This is a genomic window from Shewanella sp. YLB-07 (assembly GCF_009377275.1).
Genome location: NZ_VOQB01000017.1, coordinates 66573 through 84041, shown reverse-complemented (window position 1 = coordinate 84041; position 17469 = coordinate 66573). Strand labels below are relative to the sequence as shown.

Below are 17469 nucleotides of genomic sequence, written 5' to 3'. Positions count from 1 at the left end.
ACTCCTATCTACCGAGATTAACAACTCGCCGCTGCTGCGAGTCCAGCTTCAATATCGGCAACTAAATCATCGGCATCTTCGATACCCACTGAAAGACGGATTAGGGTCTCTTTTACCCCAGCTTCTGCTCGAGCCTCTGGCTCCATAGCTCTGTGGGTCATTGTCGCAGGAACTGCGACTAAACTCTCTACCCCACCTAAACTTTCTGCAAGAGAAAACACAGAAAGTTTGTCAAGAAAAGCAACCAGCTCCTTTTCTCCACCCTTCAGCTCGAAACTGAGCATGGCACCGAAGCCTTTCTGTTGCTTCGCCGCGATCTTATGACCAGGGTGATCACTCAGGCCCGGATAATACACCTTATCGACCGCCTCGCTGGCAGTTAATACCGCTAACACCCGCTGAGCATTAGCCTGATGTTCACGAATGCGTACCGCTAAGGTGCGAATGCCGCGTAGGGTCAGGTAACTATCGAAGGCTGATCCTGTTAGACCTAAGGTATTAGACCACCAATGTAATAACTCACCTAGCTCGGCATCTTTAGCGACGACGGCACCACCGACTACGTCGCTATGACCATTAATGTACTTAGTGGTCGAATGAATAACGATATCGGCACCGAGAAGCAGTGGTTGCTGCAAAATTGGCGATAAGAACGTATTATCGACTACCACTAAGGCATCGACCAACTTACTCGCCTTGGAAATTGCTTCTATATCGACGACACGCAGTAGAGGATTCGATGGTGTTTCCAGCCAAACCATCTTAGGCTTACGGGCAATGGCGGCTTCGAGTGCTGCACCGTCGGTCTGATCGACCACTGCAAGTTTAAAGGCTCCCTTCTTGGCTAAGTTAGTAAACAGACGATAACTTCCGCCATAACAGTCATGGGGGACGACAAGCAGGTCATCAGGGCCAAGCAGGCTAGTCACCAATGTAATCGCAGCCATACCTGTACAAGTCACCACGCCAGTGGCACCTTTTTCCAGAGCGGCGATAGCATCACCTAGAATAGAGCGAGTCGGATTACCCGAACGACTATAGTCATAGTCTCTGGGATTCTTATGCCCATCGAAGGAGTAGTTAGTCGACAAATAGATGGGGGGCACCACAGCACCATATTGGGTATCGGACTCAATCCCTTGACGCACTGCAATTGTGGCTAACTTACGTTCGGTCATCTACTACTCCTAAACTATTTACTGAACACCTTTCTTACCAACAAAAATGTGGCAAGAGATGTCTGGACGTCTAAATGTACCTAAGGGGAAGCCTAGCGTCAACCAAATATAGACGTTTAGACGTCTAAACATATGGAAATCTATTTGCAATTGTCATAAATAAGAGGCAATAATTTGACTGTACAATTTAAAGGGTTAAAATCTGCCCCGAAATTTGAATATACAGGTGAGTCAATGACTGAGTGGAATGGCGATTATATCAGCCCATATGCTGAACACGGCAAGAAGAATGAACAAGTAAAGAAAATTACTGTTTCTATTCCCTTGAAGGTACTTAAGGTTCTTACCGATGAGCGCACGCGCCGCCAAGTGAATAACCTGCGTCATGCCACCAACAGTGAATTGCTTTGTGAGGCATTCTTGCATGCATACACAGGTCAGCCTCTACCTAACGACGATGACTTGTCTAAAGATAAGCCTGATACTATCCCAGCCGAAGTGAAGCGCTTGATGGATCAGATGGGTATTGAGTGGGAAGATGTGGAGTAATCGGACCCACTTAACGCTTGACCAGTCAGTTTCAGGGATCGCATTGCGATCCCTGTTTACTTCTACACGACTATTGACCCCGAAGATAACCCTGAAGAAACAATCGAGACCAACTAACAGCTTAATTTCGAGTCTATTGTTAAAAATTAATAACGCCAACTCCTTCTCCACCCACAATACATTAATAATTGAGAGAAAATGCCGTGCTTTCAATGATAGACCCAACGACCCTCGCCCTAGCCTCACTCATTATCTTCTGTGGAGCCTTGACCCAGAGCCTTATCGGTTTCGGTTTAGCCATTGTCGCCTCTCCCCTGCTGTATATCGTCGATCCTGAGCTAGTACCAGCCCCGGTTATCATCATGGGCTTCTCTATCTCTTTGTTGACCCTATTTAGAGAGCGAGGTGCCCTTGAGTTTAATGGGCTGCAATATGCGTTGCTTGGGCGAATACCAGGAGGGTTTATCGGTGCGGGCTTATTGATATATGCACCACAACCAGTTCTTGGGCTGGCCATATCGGGCATAGTTGCCGCGGCGGTCATATTAAGTTTGCTTAAGTTCAACATAGCCGTTAACCGCAAGAGCCTGTTTGGCGCCGGCGTGATATCAGGCGTATTTGGCAATATCGCCGCTATCGGTGGTCCCCCACTGGCCATTCTGCTTGCAGGAAAAGACGCCCGTCAGTTTCGTGCTGCGCTATCGGCTTTCTTCATCTTCAGCTCAATGATCGCCTTGGTTATTTTGGCAATCACAGGCTTACTCAGCATTAAGCATCTATGGCTGTCGCTGCTGCTTCTACCTTCGGTGATCTTAGGTTATGTGGTGGCGGGAAGACTGATAGGACATGTTGATAAAGATAAGACTCGTAAGGCAACACTCATCTTATGTTCAATCTGTGCAAGCTTATTGGCAGTAAAGTCGTTAATGGAATTGGGATAGCTACTAGGACGGGCTTTGCCCTACGAGATCGGCTGAGAAGCGCCTTCGAGGAAAAGACAGGTCAAAGGCTGTTGCTCTTACCCCTAGCCAACTTGTTGGCGAACTTCTCGAAGTGAGGTTACGAACGGACTCCTAGCGACGTAGTCGCGTCCTCGAACCTTCTTTAAATTTAAAAATGATATGACGTTTGTAGTACACCGCCGATGGCATCATCGCTGCCGACCATGCCGGTAAAGTCCAGAAAGAAGACTCGCCCAAATTCAAATCCTGTCCCTAATGAATAGATATTTGCCGTATTGTCTTTCATGTCATGGCGATAACCTAAACGCAGTGCAAACCAATCCGTAGCCTGCAACTCTCCGCCAACGCGCCAATACTGAGTAGCACCAATTTCTTCGAAGCGCTTATAAGCGTTAAGATCGATATCAGATGTTACGGTTATACTCTCCCAATCATAGGCGATGCCTGCAGTAAATTGTGGCTCAACCTGATAGGTAAATTTACGGCCTTGGGTCTCTACGGTCTCGACATCTTGGCTAATAAGATTACGACCTGACAGGCCTACCGTTAATCCAGATATAGGCTCCATCGCGATACCAACATCTAGGTTAAATGTGGTCTCGTCGTTTCTGTACTTGGCATCATCAAAATCACTGGCTTCGAAGTTATTGGCACTTACTACGTAGTTATATGTGTCTATCAGCTGAAGCTTAGGCGATACCCCAACCGCAATGGGCATATTGACGATTGAAAGTGGAAAACTCAGGGCTACGCCTAAATCAGAAACCACGCCAGCAACTACAGCACCTTGTGAATCTAAGTCTGTCAGTGCTGGGGGATTATCTGGATCTAATGCATTGAGACTATCTATATCTGACTGGGCGATAGCAGCGACTCCTATTGCATCGATATAGCTCTTATAAAATACCGCCATAGGCATCTTATGTGTGGGTAATACGATAGAAAATCCAATGCCCGCACTCACATAGGCATTATTATCTTTTAAAGACTCGAGATCGCTGACCAGCTCACCACGATGGAGATCGGCTGCGGTTGCATTGCCGGCAGAGATGGCGGCATCTAATGCATCATAGGAGTCTTGCAGTGAATCAAACTTATCTACCATCTGATCTTTATCGGCGCCATCGGCTCCGATTGCGGGTAGTAACATAGCAAAATTATTGAATTTAGGTGCTTGCAGAGCCAATAGAGCGGGATTGATGAAGGCTGCCCCCTCACGGTTTGATGATGCCACGCCAGCGCCGCCCATGGCATCGCTGCGAGCCTCGTAGTATTGCTGCCCTGCGATAGCCATCGACGGGGAGAGTATCAGTGCACAGCTAAGTGCAAGTTTGAGCATTTTCATCCTTTCAGCCCTTATCTTTATTTTTATTTTCTTATGTTATTTACCTTGCTTCCTACTTGATATTATTCAGCGTAGCGCTCTGAATAATACTCACAAAAATAAGTAGAGAGACATAAAAACAGTCGAATTTAAAGATAGTCCAACATTCAGAATTGTGTACGATAAACGCTCAAAAAACCAACACTTGTATCGATTTATTTTGATCTTTTTTTCAACAGGCTTCCACCATAAGTAATTATCTAACTTAACCACATAATAAATATGAATATTTATTATGTTATATCGCCAACGAATCTAGTTTAGAAACAGCTAAATTCAGCACTGTTATTTGTCTATTTTCCATATAGACCTAAAGCACATAATCCATAAAATTCTCAGCAGTAAGACCTAGGAATTATCTTAAAACCACAGGCTGATATTTGTCTTTATGCTAGAGGAGATAAAAGGAGGTATCGACCACTCTCTAGTCATCAAACACAGAAACAAATACACCAAAGTTAAGAAGTTAAAAGGCAGGCTAATGACACTAGGTCAATAGCACCAGAACCTGAGGATGAAGCAGCCCTCAGGCCCTATACCTAAATTAACACATAAACTTAGTTTTCCTCTTGGGGAGACACGAGGAGATCAACCCGTCGATTCACCCTCCTGCCTTCGGCTGTATCATTGCTGGCTAAAGGCTTAGCCTCGCCAAGGCTTTCGCTCTTAAGTTGCACCGCATTCACCCCTTGCTTACCGAGGTAATCCTGCGTAGTTACGGCTCTGCGCAATCCCAGAGCATCATTATATCTGACACTTCCCTTGCTATCGGTATTTCCCTCAAGCCTAATAATATCCGGGTGACTCGCCAACTTTTCGGCGACTTTAGCTAAAATATCACGGGATTCTGAGGTTAACTTTTCACTGTCAAAATCGAAGTAAACCCGAGCCAACAATTGCCCTTCTGGTGTGACTCTCATTAAACCGCTAGCCGACAAATATTCCATACAAGCAGGATAAACATCTTGGCTTTTTGCCAATTTAAGTAACCTATTATTGACCTCTGAATCACTAACCTTTTGCATGATCACTAACCTTCCATCTCTATGATTCGCTAATGCGGTAACATCAGAAATTGTCACATCCTGACTAATACTGTGACTCCTAGTAGAACAAAAAGAAGCTAGGTCATATTGGACTTTTTCAACAGCTTGTATCTCAACCTCAGGCTGTACATCTTGAGCACACCCGCTTAAGGCCGAGACCAGAGTGAAACAGATTAATAAGGTAGAAAATATTCTTGTCATCGCAATTTAACTCTCTGTATGTCGATAATAAAGTTTACTGATGCCATCACTCTTGGCGCCTTTCTTAATTAAGTCTAAAATTTCCTGGATCAAATCATCTAAGTCATCCACATCTATGATGTTGTCTGCGCCTACGCAATTTTTAAAGGCATTTTGCCCCGAAGCACTAAATTGAATCCCTATCACCCCCATATGCAGTGGAAGTTCGCCATCATTAAACTGAGACCTGATCTTGTCGCACATGCCATAATTATTCACCAACTTAGAGAAAGTGTTTTCATAGGGAGATTCCATACCATCGCTAAGGATAAGGATCATTTTAAGGCGCTTGTTATACTCCTCACTCTCCTCTTCACTTGGGTTCACTGGTCGGCCCTTATCTAAGATTTGTGCCCCCCTTAGCAAGCCTTGATAGACAGAGGTTCCCCCATTAGGAGACATACGGCTCACAGTGTCTATCTGTGACTCTTGGTTTGTCAGCGGAATCGACCAAAAATTACCGTTACACATAGAGCTACTATAAAGCCTTTGATAGCTAGGATTATGTTGAATATCTGCAGAGTTCTCGGTAAAAATATCAGCAACGGTACGGCTATAATCTATCCAGTTAGCACTATCTGGCCACTTCGAACTCCAATAAGCTGAAGGGGCGTCATCCACAACAGCCCTCACCGTACGAGCATCGGATCTGGAGCCGGGTAAGCCGTTACACTTACGACTGTTATTAACGCAACGATCAACCTGGCTATAGCTTTCATTGGCCCAGTCTCTCCAATTTATCGATTCATAATCAGAGTAATTACTACCTGTTTTTCCACTTGGATTTCGATACTTAAGCTGAGACATACAAACATTTCTACTGCTTCCCCCCTCTACGACTCGCATGTTATAGGGGACTAAAGCAATCCTATTACGAATTTCGGTCTCTCCGTCACGGGGCACTAAGATCTCATCCGCAACCTGAGTTATCGCCTCCTTAAGACTATTAATTTTTCCATGTTGATCCATGGAGCCAGAGAAATCGGAAACAAAAACGATATCCACATCACGGTCGCCCAGATACTCAGGATAATTACGGGCAATGGCAAGATTGGCTAAGGTTACAGTCTCTTTGAAACTCGGAATAACATCGCTATGTAGCCAGGAGTGATGGTCTGTTTTAGCCGTCACTCTGTACTGGGTATATTCTCTGTCTTCAACACTGCCATCAGGCAGGGCGTAATGATCGACAGCTTCATTACGCTCTACTTTTATCTGACTAATATTATTGATATTTCTAATGTAACTTGAAATATAATCACTCGCCAATTTCGACTCATATGCCTTGTCGTCACGATTGGCTATAGACACGGCAAGACTCGCCGCCTCAGTTGCATCGGCGAGACGATTCTGCTTTTGAATATAGCGTGTGCCCTCAAGCGCTAAAAAGATCATGCCGAATAATGGAATAAGTAAAAAAGCTAAATAAATGGCCGCCGCACCTTGCTGCTTTTTTAAGGAGAATCTTGCTCTTCTATACATAACTACCTTCCGGGCATGACTGAACTGGAGTGAATATAGTGCTGCTCACTATCCCCCCAAAACTGGTTGAACCAGGAGTCTGTTTTCAGGCACAGGGTGACTTGGTAAAGCGGAAACGTCTTATGCGCTGAGTTTATCGGAACAAGACTCGCTTTATCTTGAAGCGAATCATCGGGGCGACATGGCGTCCCTCCCCTAATGCCTTTATCGATACCGCCATAGCCGCCCTCCACCAACCACTCTACGCGTATCCCATAGGGAGCAGCCTCAGATGTATTGGGATAGCCGAGTAATCTAGCGGCCAAGATGTCCATCTCGTCCACTTCACTCGCTGTCACAATTGGGTTTTCCTGATAAAATCGAGTGCGATCCTTGAGGATATTCACCAGGGAGTAACTCACTCGATCCAGATTCACCCTATTGAGTAGCTGCAAAGCGATATCCCCGGTGAAAACAAGCAGAGCTGAAGTAAAAAAAAGCACAAAGGCCAACTCTACGGTAAAAGAGCCTTGCTGCTTACTCTTCATCAACTGGCCACCCCTCATGCTCCATCGTCACTAAAATCCGACGACTGATTTTTTTCTCAATCACACCAGCCAGAAAAAACATAGGCGTATAGTCATAGGAGATCTCATACAAGGCCAGCGGGCTACGCTGCTGTTTCGCTTGTGTTCCACTACTCTTGTTATCAATCAAATCTTGCAAGCTCTCAAAATAAGAGATAGAAAGCTGATAGCGGCTGGGATCGACTAATAAGTGCCAAATCTCCCCCTTCTTCTCAAACATCTGAGTCATCCTCTGCCCATAAAGCTCTCCAGTCCGCTCACCATCCCAGACCCGAGTATCCCTGGATGATTCACGCAGAGCCGATTCGGTCAAATTAATCACGTAAATCAATCGACTGATTTCAAAAATGCCAAATGTGACCAGAAACATCACTATAGATCCTATGGCAAACTCGATAGAAATGACTCCCAATTGACGACGCTTGGACTGGGCTAACAAGCCTTGCCTCTTCACAAGTTGTCCTCCCCTCGACGTAAACTATAAAATAGCGCTGACACCTGCTCGGCTGAATAGTCATCGGCCAACAAACGATGTGCCTCACGATAATTTCCCACCTTAAACAGTGAAATAGCCAAATTAAATGCCAACTTCTTCTCGTCGGGATGCTGTCGATATATGGGAGTCAAAAGCTCTACTGCCTGCAGATATTGTCCCTGAGCCAGATAGAGCACAGCTAAATTATTCTTAACCGCTATATCGTCATGACCCTTTAAACGAGCTTGATTGAACTCGACTTCTGCCTCCTTATATCGGCCACTATTAGTTAACGCAATACCTAGCTTAATGAATAAAGAGGAATCTGGGTAACCCAGAGACTCGGCCTTTCTAAACTCAGAAATAGCCATATCAAACTGGCTCGAATCAGCCGCAATACTCCCAGAAAGGAAATATAAACTAGGTTGATGAGCCTGCTGACTCTTTAGCTGTTCGACATAGAAATGAGCTGATTCAACATCTCGATTGTCATAGTAGGCCTGAGCCAAATTAAGCATCACAGCCGATGAATCAGGCGTTTTCACCAGCTCTGCCTTGTAATGCTGAATTAGGCCCTCATGATTGCCCACCGCGACTAGCTCTTTAACTGTCACTTGGTGGGGCTCTGGTGTCGTGGTACATCCAACTAATAAGCTAAGAAGCAGTATTGGGATGAAGTAATATTTTCTCATTAGTTAACCTATAGATAGAGAAAGTTGCATAAAGCCCGGAGCCAAGATCAAGATAACGATGGGAAACATAATAAGTATGATCAGAGGCACACTCATTTTTGCCGCAAGCTTACCTATACTTTCCTCCATACTCAGCACCTGCATTTTGCGCATATCTTCTGCCAAATCTGACAAGACATTAGCGATAGAAGTACCGTAATGAATATTCTGGATCAGGGTCAATGAGAAGCTGCGAACTTCAGCAGTGGGGATCCGCTCACTCAGCTCTAACAGCGCTTTTTCCAGTCCAGTGATACGTGAGGAATCGGCGGTTTTTTTGATATGGAAACAGAGATCTTTATCGAAAGCCTTTAACTCTTCGGCGAGATAAGCCAGTGCGGTTTCAACCGTCATCCCGGTTGAAACACACACAGACATCATATCCAGCATGTAAGGTAACTGACGAGAAGTCTTCTTAATCAGCATCTTCTTGCGCATAGACAAGATAATATCGGGTAATATCAAGGCTGCCACCATGCTGATAGCCCCAACAGTAACCTTGCTGGACAGTGTCATATCCGAAATAACAATAAGGAGAATAATCAGCAGAGCAAAGGCTATTTTAGCTGGTACATAGAAACGGGCGAATCGAGTGTTATAGATACCCGCATCAATAAACTGCTGCTCCAACTCTTCTCGTTTCTCCTGACCGATACGCACCACGAGTTTGCTTAGCTTTTCCAGACTGGTCTCTTGTGAGGTTTCAAGATAACGTAAGATATGCCATTGGCGCTGTTTCTCCTGATGCCACAAAGCCAGGCCTAATGCCAATAAAGCACTTACAAAGACAATCACCAAGATGATAAGCGTCATAAGCTCATACCTCTAATCAGTAAATACAGGTTAATACCAGAGATCAGCAAGCCAATTGTCGCAATCACGAGCAAAATAATGGTAACCACTAGCGCACTCCTTTGATAAGTAGCCAGATAATAAACATTCCCAGAGCCTCACTTCCGACCACGTAGTACAAGATGTAGCGCCCGGACGGATCCGTCAGCACAAAATCCAGATTCTGTGGGCTGAGATAGCTAAGAAGAATCATGAAGAAGAAGGGCAAGCAACCCACTATTTTCGCCGATAGCCGTGCTTCCGATGTCAGCGCAGCTTTCTTCTTATCCAAGGTTCTGGCATCCATTAAGACGCGAACCAACCTGGCCATAACCGGCTTAAGCTGTCCGCCTCGGGACATGTTGGCGCGGATAGTGACGATAAAAAATAGAAAGCTCGGATAGGGGAAGCGTTTACTGGCACGCTTAAAAACCTGCTCAGGAGGTTCACCTAACTTGAGGCGATCCCCCATATCTCTAAATTCGTGTCCGATTTGATTATCCAGTGACTGACCGACATAACAGATGGCCTGCATAATACTTTCACCGGAAGCGACGGCACTCATCATAATATTGAGGGCATCGGGGAAGGTCTGTTCGAAGGTCTGTTTACGCTTTCCCATCAACCAGTTCCAGCCCCATAAAAAACCTAGAGCTGGCATGATCAGCGGCAACCACAGACTATCCAGCTGCAGGAAGTTATTGATATAGATCCCGGCTCCGCTAAGCAGCAGCAGGAAAACAGATAATTTTAGCCAAGCTTTTTCACCAAGGGTGCTAAATGCTGGGCGAAGTAGTAGCTGAATTTTAGTCAACCAAACCCTATGCTCCAAGGTCTCAAGCTTAACCGCCGACTGGATTTCATCTATGTCTGCCGTTTCGATCTTTTTTACCAGATACTGACTCTTGATATCTTGGCTTCTCATGCCCCACAACAATGCGGCGATACCGAGTAAGAATAAGGAGAAGTACAAGATCATTGCTGGCTCCTAAAAGCCAACATTAACTCCTCTTGCAGGCCAAAGTAGGCCGCTCGCTGCATCAAGATGGAGCGCTGCATAATCCCAAGAGTCACATATTCACCCATCACCTTATCTAAACTCTGGCCCTCGGCCGGCTGGAACTTGAATAACTCCTCCATCACCACACTCTCGCCTTCGAGGCCAACGACCTCTGAAATACTGGTGATCTTTCGCGACCCATCACGTTGACGATTAACCTGAACCACTAATTGTACTGCCCCGACTATGGTGCGACGTATGGCGGCTAAGGGTTGATTCAAGCTGGCCATCATCACCATAGACTCGACTCTGGAGATAGCATCTCTGGGAGTGTTGGCATGCAAGGTAGACATGGAGCCATCATGACCAGTGTTCATCGCCTGTAGCATCTCGAACGCTTCGGCTCCACGGCACTCACCTAAGATGATTCGATCCGGGCGCATACGCAGGGAGTTGATAATCAAGTCCCTCTGATCTACCTGACCGGTACCTTCGGTACTGGCGGGACGTGTTTCCAGCCTAACTACATGGGGTTGTTGCAGATTTAGTTCGGCCGCATCTTCTATGGTGATGATACGTTCATCATCTGCAATATAATTTGAAAGTGCATTAAGTAAGGTTGTCTTGCCTGAACCTGTGCCTCCCGAGATCAATATGTTTAAGCGGCAGCGAGCCGCGATCATCAAGACTCTCGCCATATCTGGCGATAAAGAGCCGAAACCTACCAGATCTTCTAAACCAATCTTTTGCTCTCTAAACTTACGGATGGAAATGGTTGTGCCATCGATAGCAACAGGCTTAATCACAATATTGACTCGACTACCATCGCTAAGACGGGCATCCACCATAGGTGAAGACTCATCGATCCGACGCCCAACCCTAGCTGCAATACGCTGAGCAATCTCCAGCAGTTGCGCCTCGTTCACAAACACCACTTCCGAGCTGTGAATTTTACCGTGACGCTCATAGAAGATCTGATCGCAACCATTGACCATGATGTCATTAATGGTGTCATCTTCCAGCAGCGGCTGCAGTGGACCCAGACCAATCAGTTCATCAACCAGGTTTTTAACCGTCATATTGCGTACAGAGGTAGAAACAGGCTGACTGAAATTGTTCGCGAGCACCTCAACCGCACTCTGGATCTGCCGGTACAGCTCCTCCCGTGGCATTTTGGCTATTGCCTGAGCATCCAAAGCCTCAAAAATCTGCCCCCGAAAACTAAGGTAAATCTCTTTATTATTGTTCATCTTTGCATTAGCGCCTTGAGTTTATCCAGAGGTGATACCTGTACTTCAGCCTGCTTCCCCTGTATCAGTTGGGCTAATTTATTGAAGGCGCCATTACGCTTCTCAAAGCGATGTAATCGCTTTCCTGACAACATAAGAGCCGAGAATTTCGCGGTATAATCCAACTGAACATCTACCGACCGCTCCAGATAACGCTCAACCTCATCCTTTCTCAAAGGAAACGCCCCTTCGGGACGATGAATATTGAGAAAGGTTAAGATACGTATATCCGCAGTACCCGACAGATTATGCATCTCAATTTTTTCGATAATTTGGCTGGCATTACGTACCGAAGAGACAGTGGGGTCGAGCACGATAACAAACACATCTATCCGCTTCGACAGCGCTGCCGGATCCATCATAAAATCATTAGCACCGGAAAAGTCTTCAATAATAAAGTTGGCTTTTCGACTGAGTAGCTCGGCTATATTTTGGCTGTTGCTATAAAGGTTTTCGGCCGATTGTGAACCTCCCAATGCCAATAAACGAAAGTGTTTATCTACCTTGCTCAAGTAATTACTGGCGCTCGCTTCATCCATATCTCTAAGCTGTAACTCAAGGTTATCCGAGTTTTGACGTATGAACTGCTTAAGGCCTAATAGGATATCTGTGTTGCTGTTGAAGTACTGATGATCAACTTGAATCGTGTCGATCCCTTGAAAAGCTAATGTCGCCGATAACTCACATGCAACCATGGTATTGCCTATGCCACCTTTAGTGCCTACCACCGCCACCCGCTTGGCCTTACGATTTCTAGTTACCCCGGAAAGACGTTGCTGGTTAATATGCACATGACGCAAAAACTCACTTAATTCCTCCTGGTTCAGCGGCCACAATAGATAATAAAATCCCATCACCTTTAACTCACGCAATGTGGTGATGGTGTCCTCTTTGCCTATGACGATGACGCCTTTCTGATTTGGCAGCTTACTGGCTAGATCTCGAGCATCTTCGACAATACTCGTCGACTGGTTAAGCTCAAAAATTACGATATCTTTTAACGCATCCAGCTGTAAACCACCTGGATTAGAGGTCTTAATACAATCTGGATAATTCCAACCTTCGAAACGGAAAACCTGCTCTATCAGCTCCCGACAGTGTGCCGTTTGATAATAAAAAGAGCAGCTAGTCGGTCCCGCTGGTTCACGGTTAAACTCCGCTGCCTGAGTGACAACCTTGGCCAAATCAAACATACTATTGCCCCTCTGGCAGGATAAGAGTCTGTGGGTCACGCACATGTCTGAGCCGCATAGAATCGACGAAGCAGCCAGTATCACTGTCCATTCTTCCCAAGATGCTGGGTTTACAAGTCTGAGTTTTTACTCGGTACTTACCTATGCTCATCTTTATCACTGACTTTCCTGAATCCAGCTTTGTCACCTTTATTCTCGAAGGCACAAGCCCTAGATTGAGTAGCTTCAGCTTAATTTCGTTCACCCAAGACTTATCAAGCTGAGTTCGGTAACTTAAGGTCCACAAAGTTTGTTCAATCCCAGGTTCAAAACTATTAATGATGCGATCTAATTGCCCATTGATCTCCACTGGGTCACTCGTTTTTTTAGGTTCGATAACAAAGTCATGTATCTCTTGATACACGACCGCTTCACTGCCTAGCTGGACCTTGGCGCTATCGGCGCAGCCACTGAGATTCAGCATGATTAGGCCTAATATGATTAAGGTTCTCACTGAATAAAGCCCCCTTGGTTGAGCATATGTATGACATTGACATTATTATCTTCGTCGGATTCAGGCTCGATATTAAAGAATCGCGCCAATGACTTAGTCGGCGTGATTTTGGGTAAGCGGATGTCTGTGGGCGCAATGGGTTTGACGAGGTTAACCGTGGCTACAATCACTAACTCAGTTTTCTTGCGAGTCGTTCCTACATGCCTGAATAGGGCACCAATGCCTGGAATATCACCTAATAGCGGGATCTTACTGACTTGCTCGAGTTCATCACTGCTCATCAGGCCACCAAGCATAAAGCTTTGGCCATCCCCCAGTTCTATGGTGGTCATAGCCCGGCGTGTGCTCAACTGTGGCACCTTGATCCCAGCGGCCTCAATAAAACCTTCAACGGCGCTGACCTCAGGCATCAACTTAAGTTTAATCCGGTTATTATTCAATACCTTAGCCGAAATATCTAACCGAACACCAAACTCTTTAAAAGTCACATTGGTAGTATTATCATTAGTAAAGATCACTGGGATCTCACCACCGACAAGGAAGCTTGCCGACTCTCCGGACATGACGGAAAGATTAGGTTCTGCCAATACCTCAGCGATTTTGTCGTTATCCAGTGCAGTGATGACTGTCGATAAATCACTGGCTTTAAAGTCTAAGAAAGAAAACTCACCGGCAGCATTCCCCACCGTCGACCAACTAACTCCTAATGTCTCATTAAACTCTTTGGTGACCTGCGCCACCGAGATTTTTACATTCACCTGCTGTGTTTGGGAAAGACTTAACCCCTCAATAATGCCTTCCCAGGTAAAGTTTCGCTGATAAGTCAGCCAGTTAGATTCACTAAAGGAGTCTTCGAATTCCACATCTTTAGCTTGGTCATCGAAGCGATCGACTTTATCCCGCCCTAATAACTTAGCGACCAGACGATAGATATCATCACGTTGCTGTTCACTATCAACTATGCCGCGTACGGCCACCTTATCGCCCACCGAAGTGAGGTTAATATCAAGGTCGGGATAAAACAGTTCAATTTGACGACGGATTTGAGACAGGTTGATATCCACATGCAATAACTGAGATAAGATCACCTCATTGGCTTTGTTATAAACAAATAGCCTTGCCTGGCCTAATTTATTGCCGTAGATAACCAGTTTATTACTGCCGGTGATCTTATAATCTGCGATCTCAGGCTGGCTGATGAAAACAGTCCCTATATCCTGATCCATCTCTACACTAGTGGCATCATTTAAGGTAATAAATCTATCACCCGCCATAGCATTACTACAAAAAAACAGGCCCAATAACAAGCCCTTCACACACATATTAACTAGATTAGTCATGGTTAAAAAATCCCGCCGACATTACTCTTAGATGCACCACGCAATTCAACCACCCCGGTGTAATTAGTAATAACATCACTCACATCGGCCTCAGGATTTGAACCATAGTGTTGACTAGGATGCACTTCGATATGCATAGTGCGCTGGGCCAGAGTCAAACGAGCCAGATCATCGGGAGCCACTTCGATAACCATGCGGGTCTCCTCCTTATTTGAGCTCTTCACCTTAGGAGCTGCCCCTCCTGATTCGCTTTCACCAATTGAGATAACTCTGACCTTCCTCATCAACAACGATGCCTTCAACCCTATAAAATCTTCAATTCTATGGGTGTCTGTGGCTAAGTTATGCTCAGGTGAACTGACCACTAAAATGTCAATATCATCACCGGGCAAAATATAATTGTTGATCAGATTTTTTGTTGCTACGGTCAATGGATATAGAGTCATTCCCTCCCTGGCAATCAAGCTTAGGTAGCCTAGATCTCCAGGATGACTGAGCAGCTCGGGAAGCAGATATTGATCAGTATTAAGTGCGGTATTGGTTAATGTCTGTGTATCTAGTTTAAGGTCGACATCGGCATTAAAGCCCAATGCTTGCGCCTCCTTCTGCCCTAGCTGCACTCTTTTAAGATCCCTTAAGGTTAAAAATGTGCCTTTCTCCATATTTTTTTTCACTTGCCACAGGGTATAAGTTATCGGCGCTTCATCATCACTAACAGGCATGACAACAGCCTCAGGACTCGAGAGCAGTTTATCTGCCACGCCATACAGGCCGGTCAATACCGCAATAAATGCGATAATGAAAATCAATTTAGAATTAAGCATTATTCTACTGTTCTGTTAGTGCTGGTTAACGACGGTTACAGTCAAGTATCAAGATTGAGTTGTAGCGCCTAAATAACTAGCCAAGATAGGAATATAAAAACCTAAGGAAATAGCGATACCATAGGGCAAACCGGAATCTTCACCTCGGGGGATTTTTTGGATAATTCGATATTTAATCAGATAGATAACAGCCAGTACTCCACCAAATGTAGCAGTCAATATTAACGCCGTAGACAGTGATGCTATAGGTAAAGCGATCGCCAGGGCGCTGGCCAACTTTCCGTCTCCTGCGGCGAGCCACCTGAGCTTGAAAAGCAGTAAACTGAAAAAAAATATTAAACATCCGCGAAGCAGGCCAGCAACCAATTGCTGCTGACTCTGGGCTAGCCAGATGCTGATAACCAAGACGACGAGACAGCTTAAATTCGAGATCCGTCGTTGACGTATGTCACTGACACAACAAGTAGTCAAAACGAATAACAGACTAGCTATGGCCAATATGGTTAATTGCATCAATCAAAACAACCTATGGCGCGCTTATTAAGTACCAGCGGTCATGCTTGTTAAGTTAGTTGTGATCAATGCAAATGCAGCATTCAACGCAGTCATCAAGTTGCCATCGGAAGCAAAAGCAGCAGTCAATGCAACAGCCATAGCTACAGCGATCAATCCATATTCGATTGCCGTTACGCCGCGCTCATCTTTTTTGTAAGTCGCAAGAAAAGCCATAGTATTGCAGTAAAACTTGTTCATAAATAACTCCATCATATTTATATAGTCTAATTAATAATTAGTCTGTTGAATCGTTCAACGCCTGAATTATATTAAAAACAAAAACAAAAACAAAAATAGGTCCTATAAGTTTTAGTTATAGGTCAAAACAATATTAATTATTATGGAGGGGAAATATTAATTAGATAAAACTTAAACTATTAAATATTTAATAACTGTTGAGTTAACCATTCGACTGCTGGTGATTTTTGATGACCAACCGTAAAAATTAATGAGCTTCTCCAATCTCTACTTCTGGATTGATCTTTTTCAAGAAAAATCTTATTTAAACTACCATTTTCCAGATCGTGCGCAACAACAAAACTAGGCAGGAACGCAATGCCTAAACCATTGCGACAAAATGACAGCAAGGTATGTATATCTTCCACATACCAAATTTTCTTAGTCAGACTCACCTCATAAAACCCCGCCAAGGGGGTTTCTGAGGGCAGTAATATACGGGATTGATTAAAGGTGGCTCTATCAATCTTGATAGCTCGGGGATCCACATCATCATGCTGCAAATTTTGAGCAAGTGAATAACTTGGTGACACGACCCAGCAGCTATCCAGCTGGAATGCTGACATATTTTCAAAGGTTTTCTCAACATCTCGACCAAATAGCCCGAGTGCAAATTCCAGTGTTTTATCTGCCAGTTTTTGAGCTAAAGACTCGCTAGATCTCTGCACAATCGTTAGCTCAACTGCAGGAAAAACCTCTGAAAATCTTAAAATTATGTCTTTCACCTCTTGGCAACAAACCAGAGGATCTATGCCTATACTCAGCTTGACCTGCTCTACCCTGGAGATAAATTTAGAACGCTCGACAAAAGTGCTGTATTGAGACATCAACAAGCGTGCATCTTTCAATACCAACTCCCCTTGCTGAGTCAGCAAGGGGTATTTTCCATTTCTGTCAAACAAGGTAAAGCCCAGATCTATTTCCAGATTTTGAATCGACAAGCTGATACCAGCCTGGGATTTTTTTAATTTTCTACCTGCTGCACTAAATGAACCTGTATCGGCTGCTGTGATAAAGGAGATAAGACTCTCGAGTTGAATTTTCATGAGTGACTTTTTTGTTTTTGAAGTCCTGATTTTACTGTCAACTTCCCT

The 17469-nt window shown here is 44.8% G+C and carries 19 protein-coding genes; 2 read left to right on the top strand and 17 right to left on the bottom strand.

Features of this window, described 5'->3' with window-relative positions:
- Nucleotides 1–17 precede the first annotated feature (17 nt).
- Complete coding sequence (gene metB, locus FS373_RS27105) at nt 18–1178, bottom strand: cystathionine gamma-synthase (protein WP_144048115.1); 1161 nt, start codon at nt 1176–1178, stop codon at nt 18–20.
- Between the two features lie 234 nt (nt 1179–1412).
- Between metB and metJ the strand changes: the two genes are divergently transcribed.
- Together metJ and FS373_RS27095 are read left to right on the top strand one after the other, a co-directional pair.
- Nucleotides 1413–1727 carry a met regulon transcriptional regulator MetJ gene (gene metJ, locus FS373_RS27100; RefSeq protein ID WP_005500679.1) on the top strand — a complete coding sequence of 105 codons (315 nt, stop codon included), beginning with the start codon at nt 1413–1415 and terminating at the stop codon, nt 1725–1727.
- A 203-nt stretch (nt 1728–1930) separates the two neighbouring features.
- The gene (locus FS373_RS27095; RefSeq protein WP_144048116.1) at nt 1931–2668 is read left to right on the top strand and encodes a sulfite exporter TauE/SafE family protein; all 738 of its coding nucleotides are present in this window, start codon (nt 1931–1933) and stop codon (nt 2666–2668) included.
- Between the two features lie 169 nt (nt 2669–2837).
- Here FS373_RS27095 and FS373_RS27090 read toward each other — a convergent pair whose 3' ends face one another.
- From FS373_RS27090 to FS373_RS27015, 16 genes are all read right to left on the bottom strand, one after another.
- Complete coding sequence (locus FS373_RS27090) at nt 2838–4034, bottom strand: conjugal transfer protein TraF (RefSeq protein WP_152831006.1); 1197 nt, start codon at nt 4032–4034, stop codon at nt 2838–2840.
- Nucleotides 4035–4630: 596 nt separating this feature from the next.
- Nucleotides 4631–5320 (bottom strand): OmpA family protein, encoded by a 690-nt coding sequence (locus FS373_RS27085; RefSeq protein WP_152831005.1) that lies wholly within the window; start codon nt 5318–5320, stop codon nt 4631–4633.
- Nucleotides 5321–5326: 6 nt separating this feature from the next.
- Nucleotides 5327–6841, bottom strand: a complete 1515-nt coding sequence (locus FS373_RS27080; protein WP_152831004.1) for a pilus assembly protein — start codon at nt 6839–6841, stop codon at nt 5327–5329.
- A gap of 2 nt (nt 6842–6843) precedes the next feature.
- Entirely contained in the window at nt 6844–7368 is a 525-nt protein-coding gene (tadF, locus tag FS373_RS27075) for a tight adherence pilus pseudopilin TadF (RefSeq protein ID WP_152831003.1), read from the bottom strand.
- Nucleotides 7358–7861, bottom strand: a complete 504-nt coding sequence (locus FS373_RS27070; protein WP_229381008.1) for a TadE/TadG family type IV pilus assembly protein — start codon at nt 7859–7861, stop codon at nt 7358–7360. Before FS373_RS27070 ends, tadF begins: the two co-directional genes overlap by 11 nt.
- Nucleotides 7858–8574 (bottom strand): tetratricopeptide repeat protein, encoded by a 717-nt coding sequence (locus FS373_RS27065; RefSeq protein ID WP_144048120.1) that lies wholly within the window; start codon nt 8572–8574, stop codon nt 7858–7860. Before FS373_RS27065 ends, FS373_RS27070 begins: the two co-directional genes overlap by 4 nt.
- Before the next feature lie 3 nt (nt 8575–8577).
- Nucleotides 8578–9426, bottom strand: coding sequence for a type II secretion system F family protein (locus tag FS373_RS27060; RefSeq protein WP_144048121.1), 849 nt, complete (start codon nt 9424–9426; stop codon nt 8578–8580).
- 88 nt (nt 9427–9514) lie between these two features.
- Nucleotides 9515–10423: a type II secretion system F family protein gene (locus FS373_RS27055; protein WP_144048122.1), complete on the bottom strand. Its 909-nt coding sequence runs from the start codon at nt 10421–10423 to the stop codon at nt 9515–9517.
- Nucleotides 10420–11694: a CpaF family protein gene (locus FS373_RS27050; protein WP_144048123.1), complete on the bottom strand. Its 1275-nt coding sequence runs from the start codon at nt 11692–11694 to the stop codon at nt 10420–10422. The genes FS373_RS27055 and FS373_RS27050 overlap by 4 nt, the downstream gene beginning before the upstream one ends.
- A complete protein-coding gene (locus FS373_RS27045) occupies nt 11691–12926 on the bottom strand; it encodes an AAA family ATPase (RefSeq protein WP_144048124.1) in 1236 nt (411 codons plus the stop codon). Before FS373_RS27045 ends, FS373_RS27050 begins: the two co-directional genes overlap by 4 nt.
- A gap of 1 nt (nt 12927) precedes the next feature.
- Nucleotides 12928–13389 (bottom strand): hypothetical protein, encoded by a 462-nt coding sequence (locus tag FS373_RS27040; RefSeq protein ID WP_152831002.1) that lies wholly within the window; start codon nt 13387–13389, stop codon nt 12928–12930.
- A gap of 26 nt (nt 13390–13415) precedes the next feature.
- Nucleotides 13416–14759, bottom strand: a complete 1344-nt coding sequence (locus tag FS373_RS27035; RefSeq protein ID WP_144048126.1) for a type II and III secretion system protein family protein — start codon at nt 14757–14759, stop codon at nt 13416–13418.
- Between the two features lie 2 nt (nt 14760–14761).
- Nucleotides 14762–15583: an RcpC/CpaB family pilus assembly protein gene (locus FS373_RS27030; RefSeq protein WP_152831001.1), complete on the bottom strand. Its 822-nt coding sequence runs from the start codon at nt 15581–15583 to the stop codon at nt 14762–14764.
- 48 nt (nt 15584–15631) lie between these two features.
- Nucleotides 15632–16096, bottom strand: a complete 465-nt coding sequence (locus FS373_RS27025; protein WP_144049117.1) for an A24 family peptidase — start codon at nt 16094–16096, stop codon at nt 15632–15634.
- Nucleotides 16097–16123: 27 nt separating this feature from the next.
- Complete coding sequence (locus FS373_RS27020) at nt 16124–16336, bottom strand: Flp family type IVb pilin (protein WP_144048128.1); 213 nt, start codon at nt 16334–16336, stop codon at nt 16124–16126.
- A gap of 179 nt (nt 16337–16515) precedes the next feature.
- Complete coding sequence (locus FS373_RS27015; protein WP_152831000.1) at nt 16516–17421, bottom strand: LysR family transcriptional regulator; 906 nt, start codon at nt 17419–17421, stop codon at nt 16516–16518.
- Between the last annotated feature and the right edge of the window lie 48 nt (nt 17422–17469).

What these genes read in the sequence shown, in the direction of transcription:
- FS373_RS27055 (WP_144048122.1), bottom strand. Translation starts at nt 10,423, where the DNA reads ATGATCTTGTACTTCTCCTTATTCTTACTCGGTATCGCCGCATTGTTG.
- FS373_RS27065 (WP_144048120.1), bottom strand. Translation starts at nt 8,574, where the DNA reads ATGAGAAAATATTACTTCATCCCAATACTGCTTCTTAGCTTATTAGTT.
- FS373_RS27040 (WP_152831002.1), bottom strand. Translation starts at nt 13,389, where the DNA reads ATGCTGAATCTCAGTGGCTGCGCCGATAGCGCCAAGGTCCAGCTAGGC.
- FS373_RS27080 (WP_152831004.1), bottom strand. Translation starts at nt 6,841, where the DNA reads ATGTATAGAAGAGCAAGATTCTCCTTAAAAAAGCAGCAAGGTGCGGCG.
- FS373_RS27015 (WP_152831000.1), bottom strand. Translation starts at nt 17,421, where the DNA reads ATGAAAATTCAACTCGAGAGTCTTATCTCCTTTATCACAGCAGCCGAT.
- FS373_RS27090 (WP_152831006.1), bottom strand. Translation starts at nt 4,034, where the DNA reads ATGAAAATGCTCAAACTTGCACTTAGCTGTGCACTGATACTCTCCCCG.
- FS373_RS27025 (WP_144049117.1), bottom strand. Translation starts at nt 16,096, where the DNA reads ATGCAATTAACCATATTGGCCATAGCTAGTCTGTTATTCGTTTTGACT.
- FS373_RS27050 (WP_144048123.1), bottom strand. Translation starts at nt 11,694, where the DNA reads ATGAACAATAATAAAGAGATTTACCTTAGTTTTCGGGGGCAGATTTTT.
- FS373_RS27030 (WP_152831001.1), bottom strand. Translation starts at nt 15,583, where the DNA reads ATGCTTAATTCTAAATTGATTTTCATTATCGCATTTATTGCGGTATTG.
- FS373_RS27020 (WP_144048128.1), bottom strand. Translation starts at nt 16,336, where the DNA reads ATGAACAAGTTTTACTGCAATACTATGGCTTTTCTTGCGACTTACAAA.
- FS373_RS27035 (WP_144048126.1), bottom strand. Translation starts at nt 14,759, where the DNA reads ATGACTAATCTAGTTAATATGTGTGTGAAGGGCTTGTTATTGGGCCTG.
- FS373_RS27085 (WP_152831005.1), bottom strand. Translation starts at nt 5,320, where the DNA reads ATGACAAGAATATTTTCTACCTTATTAATCTGTTTCACTCTGGTCTCG.
- FS373_RS27060 (WP_144048121.1), bottom strand. Translation starts at nt 9,426, where the DNA reads ATGACGCTTATCATCTTGGTGATTGTCTTTGTAAGTGCTTTATTGGCA.
- tadF (WP_152831003.1), bottom strand. Translation starts at nt 7,368, where the DNA reads ATGAAGAGTAAGCAGCAAGGCTCTTTTACCGTAGAGTTGGCCTTTGTG.
- FS373_RS27045 (WP_144048124.1), bottom strand. Translation starts at nt 12,926, where the DNA reads ATGTTTGATTTGGCCAAGGTTGTCACTCAGGCAGCGGAGTTTAACCGT.
- metB (WP_144048115.1), bottom strand. Translation starts at nt 1,178, where the DNA reads ATGACCGAACGTAAGTTAGCCACAATTGCAGTGCGTCAAGGGATTGAG.
- metJ (WP_005500679.1), top strand. Translation starts at nt 1,413, where the DNA reads ATGACTGAGTGGAATGGCGATTATATCAGCCCATATGCTGAACACGGC.